Origin of the sequence: Lacibacter sediminis (genome assembly GCF_014168535.1) — a bacterium.
GTDB classification, from domain to species: Bacteria; Bacteroidota; Bacteroidia; order Chitinophagales; family Chitinophagaceae; genus Lacibacter; species Lacibacter sediminis.
Genome location: NZ_CP060007.1, coordinates 4168591 through 4194916 on the forward strand (window position 1 = coordinate 4168591; position 26326 = coordinate 4194916).

The 26326-nt window shown below is 40.4% G+C and carries 23 protein-coding genes; 15 read left to right on the forward strand and 8 right to left on the reverse strand.

What is annotated here, in order from left to right; all coding sequences use genetic code 11:
- Positions 1 to 2: 2 nt before the first annotated feature.
- Positions 3 to 524 (reverse strand): hypothetical protein, encoded by a 522-nt coding sequence (locus tag H4075_RS17730; RefSeq protein WP_182802156.1) that lies wholly within the window; start codon positions 522 to 524, stop codon positions 3 to 5.
- Positions 521 to 1720 carry a glycine C-acetyltransferase gene (gene kbl, locus H4075_RS17735; protein ID WP_182802157.1) on the reverse strand — a complete coding sequence of 400 codons (1200 nt, stop codon included), beginning with the start codon at positions 1718 to 1720 and terminating at the stop codon, positions 521 to 523. The genes H4075_RS17730 and kbl overlap by 4 nt, the downstream gene beginning before the upstream one ends.
- A 145-nt stretch (positions 1721 to 1865) precedes the next feature.
- On the opposite strand from kbl, the gene H4075_RS17740 reads away from it, so the two are divergent.
- The 7 genes from H4075_RS17740 to H4075_RS17770 all read left to right on the forward strand — a co-directional run bounded on the left by H4075_RS17740 (position 1866) and on the right by H4075_RS17770 (position 7687).
- Positions 1866 to 2063, forward strand: coding sequence for a hypothetical protein (locus H4075_RS17740; RefSeq protein ID WP_182802158.1), 198 nt, complete (start codon positions 1866 to 1868; stop codon positions 2061 to 2063).
- Between the two features lie 86 nt (positions 2064 to 2149).
- Positions 2150 to 2635, forward strand: coding sequence for an RNA polymerase sigma factor (locus H4075_RS17745; RefSeq protein WP_182802159.1), 486 nt, complete (start codon positions 2150 to 2152; stop codon positions 2633 to 2635).
- A gap of 50 nt (positions 2636 to 2685) precedes the next feature.
- Positions 2686 to 3756 carry an anti-sigma factor family protein gene (locus tag H4075_RS17750; RefSeq protein WP_182802160.1) on the forward strand — a complete coding sequence of 357 codons (1071 nt, stop codon included), beginning with the start codon at positions 2686 to 2688 and terminating at the stop codon, positions 3754 to 3756.
- A gap of 25 nt (positions 3757 to 3781) precedes the next feature.
- Positions 3782 to 4633 (forward strand): outer membrane beta-barrel protein, encoded by an 852-nt coding sequence (locus tag H4075_RS17755; RefSeq protein WP_182802161.1) that lies wholly within the window; start codon positions 3782 to 3784, stop codon positions 4631 to 4633.
- A gap of 153 nt (positions 4634 to 4786) precedes the next feature.
- The gene (locus H4075_RS17760; RefSeq protein ID WP_182802162.1) at positions 4787 to 5194 is read left to right on the forward strand and encodes a DUF4332 domain-containing protein; all 408 of its coding nucleotides are present in this window, start codon (positions 4787 to 4789) and stop codon (positions 5192 to 5194) included.
- Between the two features lie 276 nt (positions 5195 to 5470).
- The gene (locus H4075_RS17765) at positions 5471 to 6028 is read left to right on the forward strand and encodes a L,D-transpeptidase family protein (RefSeq protein ID WP_182802163.1); all 558 of its coding nucleotides are present in this window, start codon (positions 5471 to 5473) and stop codon (positions 6026 to 6028) included.
- A gap of 66 nt (positions 6029 to 6094) precedes the next feature.
- Positions 6095 to 7687 carry a hypothetical protein gene (locus H4075_RS17770; RefSeq protein ID WP_182802164.1) on the forward strand — a complete coding sequence of 531 codons (1593 nt, stop codon included), beginning with the start codon at positions 6095 to 6097 and terminating at the stop codon, positions 7685 to 7687.
- Positions 7688 to 7779: 92 nt separating this feature from the next.
- On the opposite strand, the gene acs is transcribed toward H4075_RS17770, so the two are convergent.
- A complete protein-coding gene (gene acs, locus H4075_RS17775; protein ID WP_255460226.1) occupies positions 7780 to 9723 on the reverse strand; it encodes an acetate--CoA ligase in 1944 nt (647 codons plus the stop codon).
- Positions 9724 to 9991: 268 nt separating this feature from the next.
- Between acs and H4075_RS17780 the strand changes: the two genes are divergently transcribed.
- The 3 genes from H4075_RS17780 (at position 9992) to H4075_RS17790 (ending at position 13345) form a co-directional block, all read left to right on the forward strand.
- Positions 9992 to 11842, forward strand: coding sequence for a gliding motility-associated C-terminal domain-containing protein (locus tag H4075_RS17780; protein WP_182802165.1), 1851 nt, complete (start codon positions 9992 to 9994; stop codon positions 11840 to 11842).
- Between the two features lie 122 nt (positions 11843 to 11964).
- A complete protein-coding gene (gene gldA, locus H4075_RS17785) occupies positions 11965 to 12858 on the forward strand; it encodes a gliding motility-associated ABC transporter ATP-binding subunit GldA (RefSeq protein WP_182802166.1) in 894 nt (297 codons plus the stop codon).
- A gap of 58 nt (positions 12859 to 12916) precedes the next feature.
- Positions 12917 to 13345 (forward strand): DUF3592 domain-containing protein, encoded by a 429-nt coding sequence (locus H4075_RS17790; protein ID WP_182802167.1) that lies wholly within the window; start codon positions 12917 to 12919, stop codon positions 13343 to 13345.
- A gap of 15 nt (positions 13346 to 13360) precedes the next feature.
- On the opposite strand, the gene H4075_RS17795 is transcribed toward H4075_RS17790, so the two are convergent.
- Entirely contained in the window at positions 13361 to 13927 is a 567-nt protein-coding gene (locus H4075_RS17795) for a DUF4126 domain-containing protein (RefSeq protein ID WP_182802168.1), read from the reverse strand.
- A 224-nt stretch (positions 13928 to 14151) separates the two neighbouring features.
- Here H4075_RS17795 and eno point away from each other — a divergent pair, with 224 nt between their 5' ends.
- The 5 genes from eno (at position 14152) to H4075_RS17820 (ending at position 18571) form a co-directional block, all read left to right on the forward strand.
- Entirely contained in the window at positions 14152 to 15444 is a 1293-nt protein-coding gene (eno, locus tag H4075_RS17800; protein ID WP_182802169.1) for a phosphopyruvate hydratase, read from the forward strand.
- A 70-nt stretch (positions 15445 to 15514) separates the two neighbouring features.
- Positions 15515 to 15808 (forward strand): FtsB family cell division protein, encoded by a 294-nt coding sequence (locus H4075_RS17805; RefSeq protein WP_182802170.1) that lies wholly within the window; start codon positions 15515 to 15517, stop codon positions 15806 to 15808.
- A gap of 96 nt (positions 15809 to 15904) precedes the next feature.
- Positions 15905 to 16153: an anti-sigma factor gene (locus H4075_RS17810; RefSeq protein ID WP_182802171.1), complete on the forward strand. Its 249-nt coding sequence runs from the start codon at positions 15905 to 15907 to the stop codon at positions 16151 to 16153.
- A 35-nt stretch (positions 16154 to 16188) separates the two neighbouring features.
- Positions 16189 to 16833, forward strand: a complete 645-nt coding sequence (gene nth, locus H4075_RS17815) for an endonuclease III (RefSeq protein ID WP_182802172.1) — start codon at positions 16189 to 16191, stop codon at positions 16831 to 16833.
- Positions 16834 to 17035: 202 nt separating this feature from the next.
- Positions 17036 to 18571 (forward strand): hypothetical protein, encoded by a 1536-nt coding sequence (locus tag H4075_RS17820; RefSeq protein WP_182802173.1) that lies wholly within the window; start codon positions 17036 to 17038, stop codon positions 18569 to 18571.
- A 94-nt stretch (positions 18572 to 18665) separates the two neighbouring features.
- On the opposite strand, the gene H4075_RS17825 is transcribed toward H4075_RS17820, so the two are convergent.
- The 4 genes from H4075_RS17825 to H4075_RS17840 all read right to left on the reverse strand — a co-directional run bounded on the left by H4075_RS17825 (position 18666) and on the right by H4075_RS17840 (position 26311).
- The gene (locus H4075_RS17825) at positions 18666 to 19112 is read right to left on the reverse strand and encodes a RidA family protein (protein ID WP_182802174.1); all 447 of its coding nucleotides are present in this window, start codon (positions 19110 to 19112) and stop codon (positions 18666 to 18668) included.
- A gap of 105 nt (positions 19113 to 19217) precedes the next feature.
- Positions 19218 to 21062 (reverse strand): 2-oxoacid:acceptor oxidoreductase subunit alpha, encoded by a 1845-nt coding sequence (locus tag H4075_RS17830; RefSeq protein ID WP_182802175.1) that lies wholly within the window; start codon positions 21060 to 21062, stop codon positions 19218 to 19220.
- A 218-nt stretch (positions 21063 to 21280) separates the two neighbouring features.
- On the reverse strand, positions 21281 to 24664 hold the full coding sequence (locus H4075_RS17835) for a VCBS repeat-containing protein (RefSeq protein WP_182802176.1): 3384 nt from the start codon (positions 24662 to 24664) through the stop codon (positions 21281 to 21283).
- A 96-nt stretch (positions 24665 to 24760) separates the two neighbouring features.
- Complete coding sequence (locus H4075_RS17840) at positions 24761 to 26311, reverse strand: RagB/SusD family nutrient uptake outer membrane protein (RefSeq protein ID WP_182802177.1); 1551 nt, start codon at positions 26309 to 26311, stop codon at positions 24761 to 24763.
- Positions 26312 to 26326 lie beyond the last annotated feature (15 nt).

Sequence of the window (26326 nt, forward strand, 5' to 3'; positions counted from 1 at the left end):
ATTCATTTCTCCCGCTTCAGCAATCCCTGTTGCAGCCCAACTACTTTATAACTATCAACGGGTGGTATTTCTTTTGAAGTACCACCCGTTGATGTTTTTGGCTTTGTTGCAAATGTTGTAAATGAAACCTGTATTCCTTCTGCTGTTAATTCATACTTACTCACAATAGTGCTACCTGAAACAGAAAAAACGGAAGTAAAACTATTACCGATGAAATGACCATCTAGCACAATTGTATTTCGTTCATCGATCTGCCAATGACCTGTTGCCGTGTCAACGGGCATCAATATATACGGACGATTATCTTTCTGATCATCACCATAAATAATTTGCCAGGTATATCGACCACTATCAGCGGGCTGAATATTCAACCGCATTGTAAATTGTTGCGAAGCTTTCGTTGGTCTGTTCCAGGTAATTGTTCCTTTCCAGTTGCCAACAAATGATTCAGGAAAAGCATTTTGCTGTGCCGATGAAAACAAACACATCAGCAGCAATGCATTTACAATGAAGAAACTCCTCATACACTAACTGCTTTCAATACACCCAACTCCTTGCCTACTTTGGTAAATGCAGCAATGGCTTTATCTAAATGCTGTTGATCATGTGCTGCGCTCAATTGTACACGAATACGTGCCTGCCCCTTTGGTACTACAGGGAAGAAGAATCCGATCACATAAATTCCTTCTTTCAACAGCTTAGCAGCAAATTCCTGTGCTACTACTGCATCATATAACATGATTGGCACAATTGGATGATCGCCCGGTTTAATATCAAAACCCGCAGCCGTCATTTTACTGCGGAAGTATTTTGTATTGGCTTCAAGTTTATCACGCAGTTCAGTTGTTTCACTTAACAGATCCATTACTGCAATGGATGCGCCCACAATACTTGGTGCCAATGTATTACTGAAAAGATAAGGGCGTGAACGTTGGCGTAGCATTTCAATCACTTCTTTACGTCCGCTGGTGAAACCACCACTGGCACCACCGAGTGCTTTACCCAAAGTGCCGGTAATGATATCGATCTTACCCATTACCCCACGGTATTCGTGTGTACCACGACCGGTCTTTCCGAGAAAACCACTTGAATGGCATTCATCCACCATAATGGCCGCATCATACTTATCTGCGAGTTCAACAATTTTATCGAGCTGGGCAATGGTACCATCCATGCTGAAACTTCCGTCGGTTACAATCACACGGTTACGGGCACCCGCAGCTTCCTGCAGTTTCGCTTCCAGATCAGCCATGTTGTTATGCTCATAACGGAAACGCTGGGCTTTACACAAACGTACCCCGTCAATAATACTGGCGTGGTTCAAGGCATCGCTGATGATGGCATCCTGTTCGCCAAACAAGGGCTCAAATACACCACCATTGGCATCAAAGGCTGCGGCATATAAAATGGTATCTTCTGTACCGAGGAATTTAGAAATCTTCGCCTCCAGTTCTTTATGAATATCCTGGGTACCGCAGATGAAACGAACGCTGCTCATCCCAAATCCACGCAGGTCGATGTATTTTTTTGCCGCCTCAATCACTTTCGGATGCGAGGAGAGGCCGAGGTAATTATTGGCGCAGAAATTCAACACAATTTTCCCGTTTACCATGATCTCAGGTCCCTGTGCACTTTCTATAATCCGCTCAGTTTTAAAAAGTCCGTTGGTCTTGATCTCATCCAGTTCATTTGCAATGCGTTGCACTAATTTCTCGTTCATAACTAAAGGTTTAAGCGACAAAAGTAAGAGGATTCGGAGGTTCTTTTATGCGTAACCGATTGCATGTTAAAGAAATTCACACAAATATGTGGTTCAAGTGTAACATTTTCCTTCTACCTTCGTCTTATCCTTCAAACAGGTGTTTATGAAAAAGCAAATCATCCTTCTTGGCGCTGTGGTATTAGTTACCGTTTCTGCATGGGCATTGCTTACCATTACACCGGCTAAGAAATCGGCTGCTGCTTCTCCAAAATGCAGCAAAACCTGCCAGGAAAAACCGGCGGCCAACAGTGCCCCGCAAACCGGCTTTTTCATTTTCGATTCTTTTTCAGGTACGCTCTAAAAATATTTTTATTTTCCTGTAACTTTTATTTTCAGTATCCGTAATACTGATAGTTAAACTTATCATCACGGATCACTAACTGATTTATGACCGCCAGAGAATATAATGAATGTGTGACCCGGTATGCCGACAACGTATACCGTTTTATCCTCAAGAATTTGGGGCACGAAGAAGATGCACGGGATGTTGTGCAGAGTGCTTTCGAAAAATTGTGGGTGAATAAAGACAATGTAGATAATGAGCGCAGCAAATCATACCTGTTTACCATTGCCTACAACCAGATGATCGATCACATTCGCAAACACAAACGGGTGAGCTTGCGGGATGAATTTTCGGAGGAAGTGAGAATACAGGACCGGCCGCAGCATAATATGAAGAAAGTGCTGGAAGAAGCACTGGCCCGGTTGAGTGAAACGGCAAGAAGTTTGGTTTTATTAAAAGATTATGAAGGATACAGTTACGACGAGATCGGAGAAATAACGGGATTGAACGAAAGCCAGGTAAAAGTTTATTTGCACAGAGCAAGATTACAGTTGAAGAATTATTTAGTGAGTATTGAAAATGTAATGTAGTTGAAAGAACCAAGGCACAAGATCCAAGGTTCAAAAAATAAACACAAACAATGAATATTAACCGCCATAATTACGAAGAGTTTTTCCTCCTGTATGTTGACAATGAGTTGACAGCCGGGCAGCGGAAAATTGTGGAAGCATTTGTGGCGACCAACCCTGATCTGCAGGAAGAATTTGAATTAATTCAACAGGCAAAATTTACAGATGATGTAAAACTGGACCAGTCATTCATCAACTCTTTACTTAAACCTGTTGATGAAGAAAGTACTGTCAGCGAAGAGCAATTATTACTTTATGTTGATAATGAATTAAGAGCTGATGAAAAAGCTGCAGTTGAAAAAGAACTGGTAGCAAACACTTCTTTACAAAACGAATTGCAATGGCTCCGTCGTAGCCAGGTATCGCCTGATACATCTATTGTATTCCCTGATAAATCATTATTGTACAAGCAAGCCGAACCTGCACGTGTGTTCTCTATGAGCATGACTGCCAGGAGATGGAGCGCAGCAGCTGCCGTTGTGGTATTGCTGGGCAGTGCGATGTGGTTGATGTTGGATGGAACAAAAACAACGGATAAGCCTGAATCCATTGCTGTAGTTAATGAACCAACAGTAAAAGAAAATCAATTCACCACACCTTTACCTGTTAAAGATTTGGTGAAGAAAACGCTTGAAGAACAAAAAAATGAATTCGGCGAAACAGCAGCTTCAACCGAATCAACTGAAAAAACAAAAACACCTGGTACAACTATCAATAATTCTGTTGCAGCAGTTAACACAACTGAAAAAAAAGGAACAACAACTACTCCGGTTGTTGAACAATCAATAGATATTGCAAAGGCTGATGGTCCAGAAAAAATAATTGAAGAAAAAATTGACGCTCCCAGTAACATTTCTAAAACTTCAACCGTACAACCTATAGCAAACAACATCAGTTATGCTGCTTACAACAACGATGTTGCCGACGAAGAAGAGGATGCACTCCTTAACGAAGAAAGGCAACGTAGAAGTGGAATAGCAGGACTGATTAAAAAAGCAAAACGGACGTTTGAACGTAAAACCGGTATTCAATCAAGCTCTTCCGAAGTACGCTTTGCAGTGTTTGCGGTAAACACCCAATAACAAAAAACTTTAAACGGAAATTTTTATGAAGCAGTTTTTATTCTCATTGCTTGGTCTAGTACTATGCCTCGGCCTCAATGCACAAAGCGACACCACAAAACCACAAAGTGCCGATACGATCAAAGTCGGCAACATGATCATCATCAAAAAACATGATGGTAAAGAAAAGAAAACAGAAAAAGATGACGAAGATGATGACGAAGGCACATCAGTTGAAATCAAAAAACGTAAAGAGTATAAAAAATCAAACGTAAGTACCAACTGGCTTATTCTTGATCTTGGTTTCTCCAACGTAAACGATCAAACAAATTATGCATCTCCTGAAGCACAGGCGTTTTTCCCAGGCGGAACAAAAGAGCAAATGGGTCTTCGTAACGGTCGCTCTATTAATGTAAACGTTTGGTTCTTTATACAGCGGGTTAATCTTATTAAACATGTGGTAAATCTGAAATACGGTTTAGGAGTTGAAATGAATAACTACAGCTTTGAAAAAAGTATCCGTTACAATACCGAGCCTGTTACAAATATCACTATCGATAATTTCAAGTACAGAAAAAATAAACTGGCAGCCGATTATTTAACTGTACCCGTAATGCTCGATTTCAACTTTGCTCCCAAGCGCAAAAAAGGTTATGGCTTCAGCGCCGGTGTAAGTGCAGGTTATATGTATGCAGCCCGCCAAAAAATGAAGAGCGAACAAAACGGAAAGGAAAAAGTTAGAAGCGATTTCAACCTTGAGCCATGGAAGCTTTCTGCAATTGGTGAATTAAACCTTGGTGCGGTTGGCTTATACGGAAGCTATGCACTCAACAACTTACATAAAAACGGACTGGAACAAACTCCTTACAACTTTGGTATAAGATTCAGCAGCTGGTAATACAGCTCACGCTGTATTCTCTGGCTAACCGCTTCTCTTTCGAGGAGCGGTTTTTTTATGGGCAGGTCACGCAAAGAGGGTGACCCACCCGCCTTGAATAAACACTTCTATAACTTCAGAATTTCATTACTTTGCCGAACTAAAAAGAAAAACATGAGTTATAAAGTGATCGACATTGAAGGCATCGGGCCAAACTATGCAGCACGATTGGAAACAATGGCCATTTTTACAACAGACGATCTGCTGGCGCAAGGCGGAACAAAAAAAGGACGGGTTGCAATCAATGAAATAACTCAGATTCCTGAGAACCTTATTCTTACCTGGGTGAACCATGCCGATCTCCATCGTATAAACGGCGTTGCCGGACAAACAGCCGAGTTACTGGAAGCAGCAGGAGTTGATACTGTGAAAGAACTTGCAACACGCAATGCCGAAAACCTGCGTATAAAAATGGTAGAGACAAATGAAAAGTTTGGGTTAACCGGTAAAGTTCCATCGGCAGAAACATTAGCAGCCATGATTGCCGAGGCAAAAACACTGGAGCAAAAAGTTTTTCACTAAGCATTCTTACGAATAAAAAATAAAGCCGCCTCATTTACAGGGCGGCTTTATTGTATCACTTCAAACAAGGTTATCCACCACTTCTCCATAAAGGGATTGTTAATTAAATTCACGTTCATACTATAGCATAATTATTGCCCGTTAATTCTGTACTGTTGAAATGAGTCATAAAAAATTAATGAGCAATTTCCCAATACAGTGCTATTGATTTTTTATGACGAATAGCAACTGGTAATTAAACAAATCAGAAAAGAAGCAGTTGAAAACAACGTGTACATGAAGAACCGATCAACCCCACTTATTTTTTGTTGCGTGCTGATGCTGTTGTTATCAGGGTTTAGTTTTTTCAGCCGGAGTAAAACATCTATTCACAAACCAGCTGTAAGAAAATCAGCTTACTACAAAGTAGTTATCGATAAAAGTAACTACGAGTTGAAAGTGTATGATGAAGAAGGATGGTTGTTTACTTATCCTGTTGTGTTTGGTTCAAGTGAACTGACCGACAAAATGATGGAAGGCGACCGCCGCACACCGGAAGGCACTTACAGGATTATTGCCAAAAAACTCCATGCCGAATGGGGGCATTTTTTATTGCTCGACTATCCCACACAAAGTGATATTGAAAAATTCAATGCCCGTAAATCGCAGGGTGTTATTCCAGCCAATGCAAGACCGGGCGGAGGTATTGGCATACATGCAACACGAAGAAATGAAGATCGTTTTGTAGACTACTATTACAACTGGACCTTGGGTTGCATTTCCACCAAACGTGAGTACGCTAAAGAATTATATACACTCCTTCCTGTTGGCACTGAAGTAACCATACTCCGGTAAAATACCGTCTTAAGGGTATACCCTTAGTAAAAAGGAAGTGCTTTATTTGGTTTCAAACTCCACAACATGAAACCAATGAATTTTCTGTTACTCCTCTTGATGGGTAGCAGTCTTGCAACGCAAGCCCAAAAACTTTCCAAAGAAGGAACACACGAAATTTCAAAAAAAGCAAACAAAGGCTACTTGTATGAGCCAACGGTAGATGAGGCAAAGAACGAGGTGACCATGACCTATGTTACCAAAGCATCAGGTCGGAAAGCAAAATTTGAAATTTACAAATTTGACCTTGAATTCAATTTCAAGGGAATGGAAGAAAGCGAACAACCCCTTGAAAAACTTAAAGGCTACCGGGCAGATAAAGGCGATGAATGGGAAATGCCTGCAGTATCAGTTGAAAAAAATTTCATGGGTACGCTGATGCTGCGCAGGAAGATCATTAAAAAGAAATGGAACTGGTTTTGGGGTGGTTATGATATTAAGATCGAACAGAAAGAAAAACTTAAACCTAAATCAGAAGATGGAAATAAGTTTTTCTATCTGTCGCATGCTGAGCAGAATGAAAGCGGAAGCGTGATCATCATTGCCGGTGAAAAAGGAGACCGCAGCGATCCAATGCGTCAATACAAACGCATTCACATATTAAGATATGATGCAGAACTAAATCAATTGGCAGATAAAGTACTTGAATTTCAATATCCGCAGTTAATTGCTGCTGTTAATACAGATGATGCAGATGAGGATGCAGAACTGGATGAAGATATTACGATCCTGTTTGCTCCAATGGGCGGCAAAGGAATGAATAAAGTGGCCGATCCAAATGGCGGAAACTATAGCTATGTACGTATTGCTTCAAGTGCAGAAATTAAAGAACGTGTATCCATTTCTTCAAATCATGGCATCTTCGATGGTTCATTTGTAAAGGTTGGAAATGCTATGATGATCTACGGACCAGCTAATGATAATAAAACAGACTATCTGAATGAAAAACCAGCCGACGATCAATTCAAAGCAAAGAATTTTCAAATTGTAAAAATTGAAAATGGACAAGTAGCTTATGTTACAAGCACACCAATTTCAGAGTTTGAGAAGAAAGCGCAAAATCCCCCTTCACAAAAAAAGTCACCTGATTACAAAGGCCGAAAATTCAGAGTAGCAGACATACGCCAAACAATGAATGGCGATCTGTTGATAACAGGTCAGAATTATTCAACACCCAGCGGATTACGCCGTTCATCTGGCACAACAGATTACACAGATATTATCATGATTCATTTTGACAGTAAGGGAAATCTGAAAGCACAGTATGGTGTACGTCGTGAAGAAAATGATAAAGAAGCTAAAATGGCTCCAAACTCGCAGATACTTGTTGAAAGCACCGATGGCAGTAGTTTATACTGGGTGATCCTTGAAATGGAAGGTGTTAAAACAGAAAAAGAACTCGGCGACAGTAAGTATAAATTCCTTGTTTATCCGAATGTAACAAAGATCAATTTAGCAACAGCCAACATTGGTGAGTTTACTCAATTTGGCCAAGGCAAAACAGATTATTATGTGAACAATAAATATCCATTTCTGCCGATTGGCAAAGGGCAGGTTGTATTTCTTGGTGAAACCAAGAGTGGAAAAACATTATGGTTTGCAAAAATGCCGCTTGAATAAAATTCTTCAGCGATTTAAAAAACTTACACGGATCGATACCCAAAATCCACTTGTAAGAAAAAGCCCCGACGTAGGTTTCGGGGCTTCTCTTTTTATAATTTTCCATTTTTAATTTCTTCAACAACTCCGGGGTCGAGCAGCGTTGATATATCACCGAGATTTGAAATTTCACCTTCAGCAATTTTTCTCAGAATGCGTCGCATGATCTTACCACTTCTTGTTTTTGGCAAGCCGCTTACAAACTGAATCTTATCAGGTTTTGCAATCGGGCCAATAACACGGGTTACTGTTTGTAAAATATCCTTGCGTGTAAGATCTTCATCATTGTTATGCATGTGACCATAAATCACATACGCATAAATACCTTGTCCTTTTACATCATGCGGATAACCAACCACAGCGCTTTCCACAACACCTGCATGCATATTGATGGCATTCTCTACTTCAGCAGTACCAATACGGTGACCGCTTACATTCAACACATCATCCACCCTTCCGGTAATTCGGTAGAATCCATTTTCATCTTTCAACGCACCATCACCCGTGAAGTATAAATTTTCATAGGTTGCAAAATAGTTTTGCCGGCAACGCTCATGATCGCCATAAGTTGTACGAAGTATTGCAGGCCATGGTGCTTTTATACAAAGGTTTCCTTTCAAATGACCATGCTCATCTTTCTCCGTCACTTCTTTTCCATTTTCATCAACCAAAATCGGTTGCACGCCCGGCATCGGTAATGTTGCCCAACTTGGTTTAGCAGGTGTAACACCAGCCATGTTTGAAATTAAACAACCACCTGTTTCTGTTTGCCACCATGTATCAACAATAGGACATTTGCCTTTGCCTACATGTTCATCATACCAATGCCATGCTTCTTCATTGATAGGTTCACCAACTGTGCCCAATATTTTTAATGAGGAAAGATCTTTTCCTTTTAATGGATCTAAACCAAAGCCCATCAAACTGCGGATGGCAGTTGGTGCTGTGTACAGAATATTTACTTTATGCTTATCAACGATATCCCAGAAACGACCTGCATCGGGCCATGTAGGAATACCTTCAAACATCAATGATGTAGCGCCTGCACTTAACGGACCGTATAAAATATAACTATGGCCTGTGATCCAACCTATATCGGCTGTGCAAAAATGCACATCACCTTTCTTGTATTGGAATGTATTGACAAACGTGTAGTTCGTCCAGATCATATAACCCGCACTGCTATGCACCACACCTTTTGGTTTACCTGTTGAACCACTTGTATACAAGATGAATAATGGATCTTCAGCATCCATCTCTTCTGCAGGAAAACTTACCACACCATTTTTCTCCACTTGGTGCTCAGCAAACTCCATTTCATCTTCCCACCACACATCTCTTCCTTTCAACATAGAAACAGGTGTGCGTGTCCGTGTGTAAACAATTACTTTTTTTACTGTGCGGTTACCAATGAGTGCATCATCAATTACACTCTTCAGCGGAATATCTTTATTACCACGATAAGCACCATCGCAGGTAACAATAAATTCAGCTTGTGCATCATACAAACGATCAGCAATACTTTGTGCAGAGAAACCTCCAAAGATCACACTATGTATAGCGCCAATGCGTGCACAGCCTAACACCGCATACGCCAACTCAGGTACCATGCCCATATAAATACAAACACGATCGCCTTTTTTCACACCATTGTTAATGAGTACCTGTGCAAACTGGCAAACACGTTTATGTAAACGGTTATATGTTACTACACGAACTCTTTCTTCAGGATTGTTTGGCTCCCAGATGATAGCAGGTTTGTCGCCCATTGTTTCCAGGTGGCGATCAATACAATTTTCAGTGATGTTGAGCTTTGCACCTTTGAACCATTCTACTTTTGGTTCTTTGAAATTCCATTCAAGAACCTTGTCCCATTTTTTTCGGAAATGAAAATGTTCAGCGATTGAACCCCAGAACTCTTCCGGTTGTTCAACACTTTTTTGATATGCTTCTTTGTACTCTTCGTAAGACTTGATCTGGTAAGGATATGACATCATTCGTTCTTTGGGCCGTAAATATAAAAATATTGCAGCCTTATGCAGCGAATTTTATTCGGCATCGGTCTTTTTATTGAAAGAAAACAGACAATACCCTATTGATCTGTTCGATGTCTGTTCATATGGTTGGTTTTTTATGAAAGCCCTTGTTGTTCAGCAAGGGCTTTTTGTTTGTTGTGAATGAATGTTTACATTTAAGTTTCTTAAGCAACCGATGTACAACCTGAAGCCATTTTGTTTTTTAATAGCGATTGTTAGTTTCTGCATATTGACAGTTCAATCGTATGCACAATGTTCAAGCAATGTTTTATTTTCTGAAAATTTTGGCGGCAGCAACAATTCTCCCTTAACAGGTTCAAGACTTCCTGCCGGTGTTACTACGTATACATTTGATTCGCTTGGTACTATTGATGATGGCCAATATGGTATTCGTAAAACAACTGCTGACATTGCAACCGGTCAGCGACAGTTTAGTGTTTGGCATATTGGCAATGATCGCTCAGGAGGTAATATGATGATCGTTAATGCTGATTACACTGCAGGAAAGTTTTACGAAACAACTGTCAGCAATCTCTGCTCCGGTTCGCAATTGTATTTTTCTGCATGGCTGGCCAATCTTATTCCGGCAGGAAGCAGCAACCCACTCGATCCGATACTGCGTTTTGAAATTGCAAGTGCAGTTTCAGGAACGGTGCTATCATCTTTTCTGACACCAACTATTCCACGTTTCAGTTCATTTACATGGACACAGTACGGATTTAATTTTTCGTTGCCCGCAGGTGAAACTTCAGTTGTGCTTCGCATCTTTAATAACCAGGCGGGTGGTATTGGAAATGATCTTGCACTTGATGATATTGAATTTACACTTTGCGGCGCAAGCATTGCGCCGGTTGTTAACGGAACAATGCTCAATACAAACGATGCATGTGTTGGCAGTAATATCAGTATCAGCGGAAATGTAACAGCTATATCTTACACAAACCCTGCATACCAATGGCAATTTAATAACGGAAGTGGTTGGGTGAATATTCCAACAGCTACTACTCCTGACTTAAGCATCAACAATATTCAAAAAGCAGATAGTGGTAATTACCGTCTACTGGCAGCCGAAGCAGCTAATATCAACTCAACAAATTGCCGTTCAATCTCACCAAGTATTCCCATACATGTATTTGCACCTGTAACACCAATGTTATATACCAATGCTCCTGTTTGTGAAGGCAAGGATCTGTTACTGATCGTTCCGGTTAATGCCATTGCTTATATATGGACGATAAACGGCAGGCCCTTTAATATGAGCACTGATACTTTGCGTGCCAGAAATGTAACTGCCGCCAACAACGGAATGTATCATGTCCGGCTGATCACAAAAGGTGGTTGTTCAAGCATGGATTCAGCTACTGTTGTTATACAATCAAATCCATTACAACGCTTTCTTCCATTTGATACATTGTTGTGTGATGCGCAAACATTAGATGTGGACGCACAACAACCAACTGCAGCAACCTATTTGTGGAACGATGGAACAACTTCAGCACAACGTATTCTTTCAACTGAAGGAATCTATTCATTGTTTACAAGCGATGCTGTTTGCGACCGTACAGATAGTTTTACCATCACAAGAAATTATACACCCACTGTTCAGCTTATCAGCGATACTACGCTTTGCGTAAATGAACCTTTGCTGTTGAATGCAACAAATCCATTAGCTGAATTTTATTTGTGGAGTACGAATGAAACTGACAGCAGTATTACCATTACTTCACCAGGCACTTATTCTGTTGCTGTTGGTAATGGTTGCGGAATTGCGGTTGATGATATCACTGTTGATTATAAAGATTGTGCGGATATGATCTTTGTGCCAAACGCCTTTACGCCAAACGATGACCGGTTGAATGATGTGCTCTATGCAAAGGCTTATTTCCTTATTGAAGCATTTGATATGAAAATTTACAACCGTTGGGGACAACAGATATTTTCTACCAATTCATTGTTTACCGGTTGGGATGGCCGTATGAACAATAGCAAAGCTCCACCCGGTCAATATATCTGGACTGTCAGCTACAAACGCAACGGCAAATTGTATACACAAAAAGGAACGGTGCTGCTTATTCCCTGATGATAGCTTCAAACTGAAAGAGAGGTATGCCATACCTTCTTACATTGCCATGCGAAATATAATATGCTTAGGTATGGCATACCTATTCCACATTTCATTTATTTTTGAACCAAACACAGCACATGTCAATTGAGGTCAATAACCTGGTGAAACTTTATGGTGAGCAAAAAGCGGTGAATAATATTTCCTTTAAAGTAAACAAAGGAGAGATCGTTGGCTTCCTGGGGCCGAATGGTGCAGGAAAAAGTACAACCATGAAAATGATCACCGGTTACCTGCAACCAACAAGTGGCACCGCTGTTGTGTGTGATGTAAAGGTGAATGATAACCCGATGGGCAGTAAACAAAAGATCGGTTATTTACCGGAGAGTAATGCATTGTATTACGACATGTATGTAAGAGAATATCTGGCGTTTATTGCAGAAGTTCATAAAATCGGAAATCAGAAATCGAAAATTGAAGATGTTATACAACAGGTTGGTTTAACACCTGAAGCTCATAAAAAGATCGGTCAGTTATCAAAAGGTTATAAGCAACGTGTTGGTTTGGCTGCTGCACTTATTCATGATCCGGAAGTATTGATCTTAGATGAACCAACAAGCGGACTTGACCCCAACCAGATCATTGAGATACGTGATGTGATCAAACAACTTGGATTGAACAAAACAGTTTTATTCTCCTCACATATTTTACAGGAAGTGCAAGCCATATGCGACCGTGTGATCATTATCAATAAAGGAACGATCGTTGCAGATGATCAGTTATCTAATTTGCTTAAGAAAGTGCAGGCAGGAGAAGTGATCCTTGAATTAAAAGAAGAAGTAGATGAATCGCTTTTTAATTCAATTCAAAATTGTATTCGCATAAACAGTACCACCTGGAAATTCAGAACAGATAATCCTGATGCAGTGAAAAAACAATTGCTGCAACTATCGATTGAAAAAAATCTCAACGTGCTTTCGTTGAAGAGCGATGAGAATTCATTGGAAGATGTGTTCAGGAGTTTAACATCTTAAAATTGTCTGTTCACCTGAAAGGTGACTGTACAACAAATTCATTAAACTAAAACAGTAAATGACTATTGTAGATTATTTATCCATAATTGGGATAATAATTATAGACATCATTAGTTATCGTATTGTTTTAAAAAAGACAATTGATGAATTTTTAAAATTAAATAAACTCGTAGTCAACGGTCAGGTAAGTACAGGAGAAGTTATTGATGTTGTTGAAAAATCAGACTTGGATGGTCGTACCCAATACGCCCCATTAATCCGGTATTTTGCCAACAATGTTGAGTATAAATTTCAATCTGAAGATTTTTCCTTTAATAAGCCTGTAGTCGGAGCGGCGATCAACATTTGCTATAACAGCAACGATCCATTAGAGGTGATTGATAACCCAAAAACCGTTTTATTGTTCAAAGGCTTTATAATTATTTTCATTCTAATAGTCTTGACCGGGTTGAATTTTGGGATTTTATATAAAGTATTTTCTACTTGAAAAAATAAACAGCCATCACTTCCTTAACCTTCTCACTCCTTTCATCACAATCCATCCAATCAACACTAACATCAACACAGCAATAATTACAGGTGCAGTAAAACTCAACGCCGTACCACCAATAGCAGCTGCATTCTCACCTGTTGACACAATAACATTTCCAGTTCCTGCTGTAGTCTTACTTGAAAATAATCGCAGCAAGCCAATGCCTGCATGCACCGTTCCTGCCGCACCACCTCCTGCAATGATGGCCATGATCCATTTCAACAACGGACTGAATTCTGCAATGGGTAAAAACGATGCAGCCAAAACAGTTCCTGCTGCGACAGCTAAAGGTGTGGCAATCATATCGAGCAGGTTATCAACAAAAGGAATATAATAAGCACCGATTTCAAGAATAGCTGCAGTACCAAAACAAATCAACGCAGGCAGGCTTCCCATCCATTCCATATCTGCAGACAGTGCAAACCACTGCTGGTATGCTGCAAAGCTGGCTCCAAGCATGGGCACAAATACCCGGAAACCACAGCACGCACTGAGTGCAATGCCCATTGCAATGGAAGTAAGTATCGCTGTGTCCATACAATCGTTTGTTGTACTTAAAAATAATCAATTTCACTGCCTTTTATCCTTTGTTGCTGCCTTTGAATGTCTTTTCTTTGCAGCGCAAACAAAAAGTCAGAAAAGAGAGAAGTTAGAAAGTCCGAAAGAACAACTCTGCTGATCTCCATCTTCGGAACGAACAATCTTCCGGTCTTTTCTCTTCCCGACTTCCGGACTATAACATTAACTACAAACTGAATTTTATGAGCTTTATCGCCGACATTCATGCTAGACAAATTCTCGACAGCCGTGGTAACCCAACTGTAGAAGTAGATGTGATAACTGATAATGGTATTATTGGCCGTGCTGCCGTACCAAGTGGTGCTAGTACGGGTAAACACGAAGCGGTTGAGCTACGTGATGGTGATAAAAGCAAATACCTTGGTCGTGGTGTTTTGAAAGCTGTGCAAAATGTGAATGATGTAATTGCTGATCAGCTGATCGGTATTGATGTTACACGCCAGGCTTACATCGACAATCTTCTGATTAAAATTGATGGTACAGAAAATAAAGGTTCACTTGGTGCAAATGCAATGCTTGCTGTAAGTATGGCTGTTGCAAAAGCTGCTGCTGAAGAAAGCGGTTTGCCTTTATTCCGTTACCTCGGTGGTGTAAACAGTACAGTAATCCCTGTTCCGATGATGAATATCATGAACGGTGGTGCACATGCTGATAATAAAATCGATTTCCAGGAATTCATGGTCATTCCTTTTGGTGCTCCTTCTTTCAGTGAAGGTTTACGTTGGGGTGTGGAAATTTTCCATCATCTCAAAGCAGTATTAAAGAAAAAAGGTTTCAGCACAAACGTTGGTGATGAAGGTGGCTTTGCTCCTGAAATTCAAAGCAACGAAGAAGCAATTGAAACTGTATTGGAAGCCATTACTGCAGCAGGTTACAAACCAGGTGAGCAAGTAGGTATTGCAATGGATGCTGCATCAAGCGAAATGTATGATGAAGCTACCAACACGTATAAATTCTATAAGAGCAACCCTGGTAAAGTGATCAGCAGCGATGAAATGGTTGCTTACTGGACTGAGTGGGTAAATAAATATCCGATCATTTCTATTGAAGATGGTATGGCTGAAGATGATTGGGCTGGCTGGAAAAAATTAACTGAAAGTCTTGGAAAAAGATGCCAGTTGGTTGGTGATGATCTCTTCGTTACAAATGTGAAGCGTTTAAAAGAAGGTATTGATAAAGGCATCAGCAATAGTATCCTCATTAAAGTAAACCAGATCGGTACAGTTACTGAAACCATCAATGCCGTGCAAATGGCACAGAACGCAGGGTTCACAACGGTTATGAGTCACAGAAGTGGTGAAACTGAAGATACCACTATTGCTGACTTAGCAGTAGCATTGAATTGCGGACAGATAAAAACCGGTTCTGCTTCACGTACTGATCGTATGGCGAAGTACAACCAGCTTATCCGCATTGAAGAAATGCTGGGCGAGAATGCAATTTATCCGGGCGGAAAGATTAAATTTGGTAAATAGCAACTAGTTAATGGTTCATAGTTCATGGGCATTAACTGTGAACTATGAACCATTTTTATTTAGATCTCATATGAAAATTCTGAGCAATATCCCACCAGTACTGAAAAACAAATATGTTTTAACGATCATTGGTTTTGCGGTATGGATGTTATTTGTTGACAGGAATGATTTTATTACCCAGATCAGCCGATTTAAGAAGCTGAACGAATTAAAAAGCAGCAGCACCTATTACGATCAGAAGATCGAAACGGCCAAAACCGAGCTGGAAAAGCGAAAAAACGACCCTTCGGCCTATGAGCGACTGGCCCGTGAAAACTACTATATGAAGCGTGATAATGAGGACATTTTCCTCTTTAACGAATAAAAAGACCTGCCCCGTACAATACAAGTTTACCAACAGCGTTTAATAGCAAAGCAGATCCTTTGAGAAGCCCCTACGCAACAAAAAACAGGATTGCTTATGACACATAAATTTACGCCGGAAGACTTGTTACAATATCTCTACAAAGAAACGACCCCAGCCGAGAATGCCGCCATCGAACAAGCGTTGGCCGAAGATTGGACCCTGAGAGAAAAATTCGAGGTGATCAAAAAAGCAGCTCAACGACTTTCGAAGTTTACATTTTCTCCCAGAACAGAAACCGTTCTGTCTGTGTTGAAATATGCAAACAAAGACCTTGCAGCTTCCGATATTTCCTCTTCAAACTGATCTTTCCCTAATTTCGCCGTCATTCCCAATTCAGAATGACAACAAAAGAGCGTTACCAATCCGTTATTGATTATTTTTCTGTTCATGCACCCGATGCAGAAACAGAATTGTTGTACGACAATCCTTTTCAGCTGTTGGTTGCCGTTATCCTCAGTGCCCAATGCACCGATAAACGGGTGAACCTAACCACTCCTGCCATCTTCGAGAAATATCCTGATGCTAAAAGCATGAGCAAGGCCACGTTCGATGAATTGTTTCCACTCATTAAAAGCATTTCATATCCCAACAATAAAACCAAACATCTGATTGGTATGGCACAGAAACTCGTTAACGAGTTTAACAGCGAAGTGCCATTAACTGTGGATGAATTGGTTAAGCTGCCGGGTGTTGGACGTAAAACTGCCAACGTTATTACATCGGTTGTCGATTCACAACCTAACATGGCGGTTGATACGCACGTGTTTCGTGTAAGCAAGCGCATTGGATTGGTAAAGCAAACTGCAACAACTCCATTAGCAGTAGAGAAAGAACTCATCAAACATTTTCCAACAGAACTTATTCATAAAGCACATCACTGGCTTATTTTACACGGTCGTTATATTTGTGTTGCACGCACGCCGAAATGCAGGGAATGCGGATTGCAGCATTGCTGTAAATATTTTGAGAAGAATAACCGCTGAGTCTTATCTCACAAACGCAATCTTCTCCTTACACTATTGCAACAGCAAATTCTTTTTCTTACCTTCTTTTTTGTTGAAAAGCTTTTATCCAATACAACAGTAAACGTTCATGGTTAGGTCAACCTGTTTATTGCGAACAAATTGCTTCTCCCTGCATATCCGTTGAAATACTGTAAAAAAATGTCAGCTAAAACGATACGTTATGAGGCATAAAAAAATAGTATTCATACCTGCAATAATCATTGCCGGATTATTTTTAGTAAGCTTTGGCTTAAACAACATGAACGATATCCCCATTCTTTGGGAAATTAGCAAATTAAAATCGGCACATCTGCCATTGGTCAACAAGTCTATTGAAGTGCATCCAATAGCGGAAGACATTTACAAAAAAATTCCCGAACGAACAGCCTACAAAACCTATCCCTTTTATATGCCCGGCCGTGAACCCAAAGGCTATTATGAATGGCTGTTAAAACAAGAACCAGAACTGGTTTTTGATGTAGCTAAACTAAAAACGGAAGAAGACTGGATAAAAGCAGGGGAACTTATTTATGAAATGCCGCAAAATTTTGACCGGTTTATTGACAGTGCTGTAAACATGGAAGAGTTGCAAGGCATGGCAGCATTTATGACATCCATACATATGCCGGTGAGTAAAGATGGAACGATCCCTTTTTTTCAAATCGTGGTTCGTAAAAAAGGAAAAATTGAAGTGGGCACATTTGCCTGTGGCAATTGCCATAACAAAGTAATGCCTGATGGTTCGGTAGTTAAAGGGGCACAGGGCAATTATCCGTTTGATAAAATTTTCGGAGGAGGTCTCCTGGCAAACATACAGGAGAGCAAAATGGCTGATAGCGCTGCATCGGTTATGCTGAGCCAGAGTTTCCGTGGGTTATTTGGTGCACCGTGGATCGAACACGAAAGCCAGGAGTTTGTAAAGAAACCCGAATATAAAAGAGCTATTGCAGTTTTACTGGCAACAGTACCGGGTGTAATGCACCGGCATAGCAGTACGCTTGGTGCACCAACTGCCATTCCCGATTTGTTTAACCTGAAAGAAAGAAAATATCTTGACCGCACCGGCATGTTGTTGCACCGTGATATTGGTGATTTGATGCGGTATGCAGTATTGAACCAGGAAATGGATTTCACCAATTCGTATGGTGGTTTTAAACCCGATACAAGACCTGATAGTGTTTTGCTAAAAAGATATACCCGCTTCTCCGATGCACAGGCTTATGCGCTTTCAAAATATATTTATTCGCTCAGGCCTTTACCCAACCCTGATAAAGCTCCGGCAGAATTAATTGCAAAAGGAAAAGCAATATTTGAACAGGATGTTTGCATTGATTGTCATACTCCCCCACTTTACACCAACAATAAATTAACTCCTGTACTTGGTTTTGTACCGTCGAAAGAAGATAAAACAAGGTTCGACATTTCTGACATTTGTGTTGAGACTGACCCTACACTTGCACTATATAGCCGGCGTGGTACAGGATATTATAAAGTGCCCTCGCTTATTGGTGTATGGAACAGACAAGCACTCATGCACAGTGGTTATGTTACTTCACTTGAAGAAATGTTTAATCCTGCAAGACAGAAAGATGATTTTATACCCTCTGGTTTTAATCCAAACGCAGGTCAACCGTTTGCGGTAAAAGGCCACAGTTTTGGTTTAGATCTTAATGTAGAAGATAAAAAAGCGCTGCTTGCTTTTCTCAGATCATTATAAGAATCCGAAATTATTTGAAGAGAGAAATTATTCTATTATTCCTGCATTTTAAGGTCTGCGGACTTTGAATAGCAGAAGATGAGCAATAAATAATTTATTGTTTCGGGAAATGTGCAATCAACTCAACTTCCAGTTTTGCATCTGGCATGTATAAGCGAACGATCTGCACCCATGTTGCAGCAGGAAAATCGCCTTTGTAAAATTGCTTGCGCACATGGTTGAGTTGTTTCATCGCTTCAATATCAGTAGTGTACAGATTTTCTTTTACCACATGCTGAAAGGTTAAGCCATATTGTTTAAGTGAACGTTCTAACCCACTGTACAATCGTTTCACGCCTTCTTCATTCATATCTGTTGCAACGGTACCTGAGATGTATAACACATCACCCACTTTCAACGTTTGCGCATAACCGGCAGATGTATCCTGTTTGATTGGATTGCCCCAATGCCATTTTTCTTTTTCAATGGGCGCTTTTGTTTGTTGTGCAGTGGCGGCAAATGAAAGAAGAAGAAATGAAACGATGAATAAGTTTCTGTTCATGATAATAAGATTTGAACGTAAGATAATTTCAGCTTTCGTAAATGAAAACAAAAAATCCATCAACGGGTATTGATGGATTTAATTATGTTGAAGACTGACAGTAATTTACAAATACTTCCCGATCTCTTCAATCAATTCACCTTTGGTGATCGGCACACCCTTGATCTTGTTGTAGCCTTTCGCATCAACAAAATACAGATCACGGATGATCCGGATGAGCTGACCATTATTGATCTCGGGCACCAACACCGTATCATAGCTCTTCAGTATCTCACCAAGATTTTTTGGGAAAGGACGAATGTAACGGAGATGAGCGTGCGATACTGATTTGCCCTGCGCCTGCAGTTCAGCACAGGCACTTTTGATTGCGCCATAAGTACTACCCCATCCAAGCACCAATACTTTACCTGTTGCTGCTCCACTGTCTAATTTCTGTTCAGGAATATAATCAGCAATTTTATCAACCTTGGCCTGTCTTGTTTTCACCATGTGCTGGTGGTTATCGGGATCATAACTGATGTTGCCTGTTATATCCTGTTTTTCTAACCCGCCAATACGGTGTTCCAACCCCGGCGTACCAGGGATAGCCCATGGACGAGCCAGTTTTTCATCACGCTTGTAGGCCAGTAATTTTTCTTCGCCTTCATCAAGTCCTTTTTTAAAGTTGACTTTTATTTCAGGCAAATCTTTTGATTGCGGGAACTTCCATGGTTCAGCACCGTTTGCAATATAACCATCGCTCAGGAACATAACCGGCGTCATGTGCTGCACAGCAATACGTGCTGCTTCATACACCGCATCAAAACAATCAGCTGGCGTTGATGCAGAAATGATCGGCATCGGGCATTCGCCATTACGGCCATAATAAGCCTGCATCAGATCACTCTGTTCTGTTTTTGTGGGCAACCCTGTTGATGGTCCACCACGTTGAATATTGATAATAAGCAAAGGAATTTCCAGCATCACTGCCAAACCCATTGCTTCTCCTTTTAATGCAATACCGGGACCGCTGCTTGTTGTAACAGCCAATGAACCGCCATATGCAGCACCAATAGATGATGTAATAGCGGCGATCTCATCTTCGGCCTGGAATGTTTTTACGCCGAATGCTTTGTACTTACTGAGATCGTGCAAAATATCGGAAGCAGGTGTAATTGGATATGAACCTAAGAACAATTGCAGTCCGCTTTTTTGTGAAGCGGCTATTAAACCATAACTCACCGCCTGGTTACCCATAATGGAACGGTATAAACCTGGTTCCATCTTTGCTTTCTCTACTTTATAGGTTGTAGTAAATGTTTCCGTAGTATCGCCGTAATTGTAACCGGCTCTCATAACACGGATGTTACTTTCAAGAATATCAGGTTTCTTACCAAATTTTTCGGTGAGGAAGCTGATGGTACTTTCCATGTCACGGTTGTACATCCAATACAAAAAGCCCAGCACAAACATATTCTTTGCACGGTCTTTTTCTTTCATACCCATCGTGATGTCAGTGAGCGCTTCTCTCGTCATCTTGGTCACATCCATCTTGATCACTTCGTAGTTTGATAAGCTATCGTTCTCAAGAGGATTAACGCCTTCAGGGTAGTTGGCAAGACGAAGATTCTTCGCATCAAAACCATCGGTATTAACAATGATCTTCCCACCTTTCTTAATGGCTTTGAGATTGGCTTTTAATGCCGCCGCATTCATGGCTACCAATACATCACAATCATCACCTGGTGTGTACACATGATCACTGCTGAAACGCAACTGATAACCACTCACACCGGCAAGGGTTCCTTGTGGAGCACGGATCTCTGCCGGAAAATCGGGGAAAGTGGCAAGATCGATTCCCATGAGGGCGGTATTATTGGTAAACTGGCTACCGGTCAATTGCATACCATCACCACTATCGCCGGCAAACTTGATGACTACATCGTTTAATAGTTCCTGAGTTCTTGTCATAGCAACGCAAAGTTAGGTGTGCTCAATCTATGAAAAAATTCAATCTAAAATATTCTTACCGATTTTTTCAGTCGAAAACAGGTAGAAAGTTTTATTTCGACAGAATTTCTGCCAGATGGCAGTTGAAACCCTGCTGAAAATCATTGTTAAAGGAGGAGAAAATGAAGAAGCGATTGCAGATTGCCCAATCATCCTGAAAATTATTTGTCTGCTGATCGCTATTTTGACTTCTTAATTGCAACACCTATCCTAAACACTCTCATTGAATCATTATTGACTGCAGCAAGCAATATCTTTTCTCCGTTTGATAAACGAATAAGCGACATGTCCTTTACATCACCATTCAAAATAAAGCCGCTGGTTGCCGGTGGAACTGATGTGAAGGACTTATTGCTACCACCTCGAAGGAAACAACCATAAGACGCATCATATCTTCCAGTCATTACTTCGGCCTGGTATTCATTGCCCGCCAGCAACAGGTCTTTAAACCCATCGTTATCCAAGTCATCGCAGATAATAGTATTAACCGGCGAGAATTGTGCTTCTACCGGCAATGCATGCTTGATAAATTTGCCATTACCTGTATTTTCAAAAAAACAAGTCCTAGTTTCATTACAATGCAGCTCCAAAATTTTTTGGGGTGCTTTTCCTTTAAAGATATCCTGATAGCTGGCGTGTGCATAGTCCTCATTTAAAAGAAATTGTTTTTTTATCGCAGGTACCCGTTCAGCAAAGCGGCCTCTGCTGATGGCGGGATAAGAACGTTTGATACCATCAGCGTCTTTTATGTAATAGAATAAAAAAGGATCAATACTGCCGTTGCCATCCAAATCAGTTGCGAATAATTGCATTGGTTCCTGCAGGCTGACTTTGTATTCACAATTCAACCCAAGGTTTCCAGCTACAACGTCAATATCTCCATCATTATCGATATCGGTAGCGTTCAAACTACGCCACATACCATTCATTTGAGTTAACCCGGCTGATGCAGTTACATCAATTAATTTACCCTGTTTATTCTTAAAAAATTGTAGCGGCATCCAATCTCCCGTAATGATGAGATCTGTTTGCTGATCATTATCAAAATCTGTCCACACTGCAGCAGTAATCATTCCGGGTGTTTGCAAAGCCGGACAAATTTTTGCGGTAACATCAGTGAAAATGCCATGATCATTATGCAATAAAAAACTTTTAGGAGCTACCGGGTACTTATTTGAGACTCTGCCACCAATAAACAAATCGAGATAGCCATCGCTATCAAAATCACCGGCGCTTACACAGCCGGCAATTGTTCTTATCGAATCAGGAATGGCATGAGGCTGCAATTTGAAATTGCCTTTGCCATCATTGATATACAAACGTGGTTGATAATAAATTGAATTTTCTTCATACTGCATGCCGCCGTAAGTAATCAAAAAGTCGCTATCACCATCTTTGTCAGCATCAAACAAAATACAATCCTGGTCTTCTTCAAACTTAATGCTGTCGGTGAGGTTTTTTGAAGTGAACAGTTGTCCTGCTTTCTGCGTAAAAAATTTACCAGAGAAATTAAATGCACCGCCAATAAAAAAATCCGTTGTACCATCATTATTGATATCACCAGTAGTAATAAACGGTCCCATTTGAGAATACTTCTGCGGCAATAATTGTTGACTGGCATAATCGTTGTAAACGTTATCGCTGTGTTTATAAAACAAACCGTTGTACCCTGTTATATCGGAAAAGAGAAACGAAGGACTAACAGAAGCAACAGGATCAACAACTGCGTTTTTCCATGCAAGTGACAGAGTGGTATCTGCCTTTACATTTTTTAACAGCTGCTTCTTCCCATCGGGCCACACAATCACCAGCGAATCTGCCTGATCATTTTTTCCTATTCCAAAAACCAGTTGCTGATCTACTGATGAGAAATATCCACGAACGGGATTTTGTTCCTGCAGTTGCACTTTACCACTAGAATATACAAACAGCTTTGCACCAAATCCTTTTCTGTTGAGGCTGTCTCCATTTACTTGCACACTTAAAAAATGAGATTCGGGAGCTTTGTTTTTCTGATAGGTATTATTGAGGAAAATAAATGCAGGTTTATTAATATTATTTACTACCAGATCAAGATCGCCATCATTATCCAAATCAGCATAAGCTGCGCCGTTCGACATCGAGGGTTCATCAACACCTGCATTAATTGACTGATCTGAAAATGTGAGATCCTTATTATTGATGTATAAATAATTGGGCAGGGTTACATGTTCTAACGAGGCCAGTTTTTTTCTGATTGCTTTTTGCTGTTCTTCCCTTGTTAAGTTTTTATTGAACATATTATTGCTGAACTCAACGAAATCAGCATCAATAAAATCTCTGCCTATGCCATTAGTGACATGCATATCTTTCCAACCATCATTATTAAAATCAGCCATCAACACACTCCAACTCCAGTCAGTAGCATGTATGCCGCTTAAACGGCCTATTTCACTAAAAAAAGGAATACCGGTATTGTGTATTTTAAAGTTTCCGTTATTCAACTGCAACATGTTGCGCATAAATTCCGGCTCGTAACCCATCGCCCGTTCTGATTCATACCGGTCGTAATTCATAAAAGAGAGAGAAGTCTTTTTTCGTTTATTCGTTTCCGGTAGCATATCAAGCGTAACGATATCCGTTAAGGTATCATTATTAATATCTGCAGCATCAGCCCCCATGCTGGAGTAAGACTGGTGTTGAATAGCTTTGTCAATACAATTGACAAACGTACCGTTGCGGTTATTCAGCCATAGTTCGTCATTGAAAATGAAATCATTTGCTACATAAATATCCGGCCAGCCATCATTGTTAAAATCACTAACAGACACACCAAGCCCATAGCCATCTTCTTTAATACCGGCCGCCATTGACACATCTGTATAAACAGGATGACCGGCATTTGCACTATCGCCATCATTGCGGTAGAGTTTATCATTAGCAGGTGAATGGCCGCTTTTGTCACGTGGTAAAATCGTATTGGCATTATTGGCAGCTAATAAATAATTGGCGAGGTACATATCCAGATCGCCGTCTTTATCGTAATCAAAAAAAACAGCCTGCGTGGAATTGCCTGTGTTGGCCAGTCCGTATGCCTCTGCTTCTTCTTTAAAACTAAGATCGTGTTGGTTGATGAAAAAAAGATTTTTTGAACGGGTCACCAGGTCCTTACCAAATACGCAAACGTATATATCATCATAGCCATCATGGTTAATATCAACAACGCTTACACCGGTGCACCAAACATTGGTACCAATGCCTGCTTTCTCTGTGATGTCATCAAATTGATTGTTGCCTTTATTAATATACAAACGGCTGCTTACCTGGTTGCCGCTAAAAAAAATATCCTTCTGCCCATCGTTATTAAAATCGCCAATGCCCACACCTCCACCCATGTAACCAAACTCGTTGATGAAAGAGTATGAAGAATCATTATCGTGGATATCATTACTAAAATCTATACCCGATGCTGTTGCCGGAAGTTGCGTAAACAATGTATTTTCTTGTTGGCGGTTACACGACATCCAGAAAATGATGCCGATAAAAAAAACAAACTGTTTGCAATAAGTGAAAAGCTTGCTCATGCTGGTTACAAGTTATATTTAAAAAAATACAGAGCTACAGATCGACAAAAAAATAGAGGCTATGGGAATAGCCTCTATTTAAATTAACTACAGCATTTATTTTATCAATGGGTTGGTTGAAGTTTCAATTGCAGGAATTGGGAACATATCTACCTGGCCCGGTACAGGATCAGGTTTTAACGAAGGGAAGTAGCCCTTTTTCCTCCAGCGTAAAACATCTATACTTGCCACTTCTTCGCCACCTAATTCAACTGCCCTTTCATGCATTACTGCTTTCAAAGCGTCGTTTTTAGTTACTGGTGCAACAGGTGGCATAGCCACACCTGGACGGCTGCGCACCTCATTGATATAAAGTGCTGCCTGTGCAGGTGTTCCTATTTCTGCTTCACATTCAGCCAACATCAGCAATACATCTGCGTAACGTATTACACGCTGATTAATACCACCGGGATGAAACCCTGAGTTTACATATTCATAAATACTGTACTTGCGGAAAAACCGCTTAATGTTTACACCATTTTTTGTGCTTTTTGCAATATTCATTGCAGCAGCTGTAAGTTGAAGTGGTGTAACTGATGGGTTATTGATATTGTCAACAGCACCGGGAGCTGTTAAGATATTATCACCTTCTTCATAAATGGTAAATTTATATCTCGGATCATTCGGTTCAAATTCATTTAAGAATCTGTCAGATGGAATAACATTTCCCCAAGTGATACCATACTCCTGGTTGCGCACCGTACTCAATGGACTTGTAGAACCCTCACCAATATAACCCCAGTTAAAATTGTTATCACCTTTATCAACAAACACCACTTCAAAAATAGATTCAGCATTAAATTCATGACCGGTTGTAATCGTCACACCACCATCACTCTTTATATCGCCGTCAAAATTCCACAGGTAATTAGGTACCAGCGAATATTTGCCATATACTTTGAGCAAGGCAGTTTTAGCGGCAGCATAATCGCCTTTTTGCATCAGTACTCTGCCCAGTAAAGAATTAGCAGCCCCACTTGTAGCCCGACCATTATCAGATGAGCCATAGCTCGCTGGCAATGCTGCTGCCGCTTCAGTAAGATCCTTTATGATAAAAGCATAAATATCTGCAACAGGTGATTTGCCTTTAAAGCCAATAGCAGAAGAAACCGTTTCTGTATACAACGGAACTTCTCCCCATTGTGATACTAATTCAAAATAAGCCCAGCCTCTTAAAAATTTAGCTTCGCCAACCACTCGGTCTCTTAGTGCAGTGTTATCATTTATTGCCGGTGCTTTCGCAAGTACCAGGTTAGCCCTGTTGATCATTTGGTAACAGCCACTCCATACATTGCTCATTACAGCGTTTGAGTTGGCAGGTGATGGTTGCTTTAACAACTCAGCTCTTGGTGCTTCTAACTGATCTCCACCAGACCAACATTCACCGCCTCTCATATCATGTGTAAAAAACCATTCCCGGCCAACCAATTGTGCAGATCGTAAAGTTGAGTAAACAGCATTTACACCGTTCTGCAGCTCACCTGCTGTTTTAAAATAACTTTCAGTTGTTGGGTTATTTTCATCCAACACCTCCAGTTTTTTATCGCAGCCCTGCATACTTATAATTGCCAGGGTTGCTGCTATGATTGATTTTATATTTTGTTTCATAATACTTTAATGTTT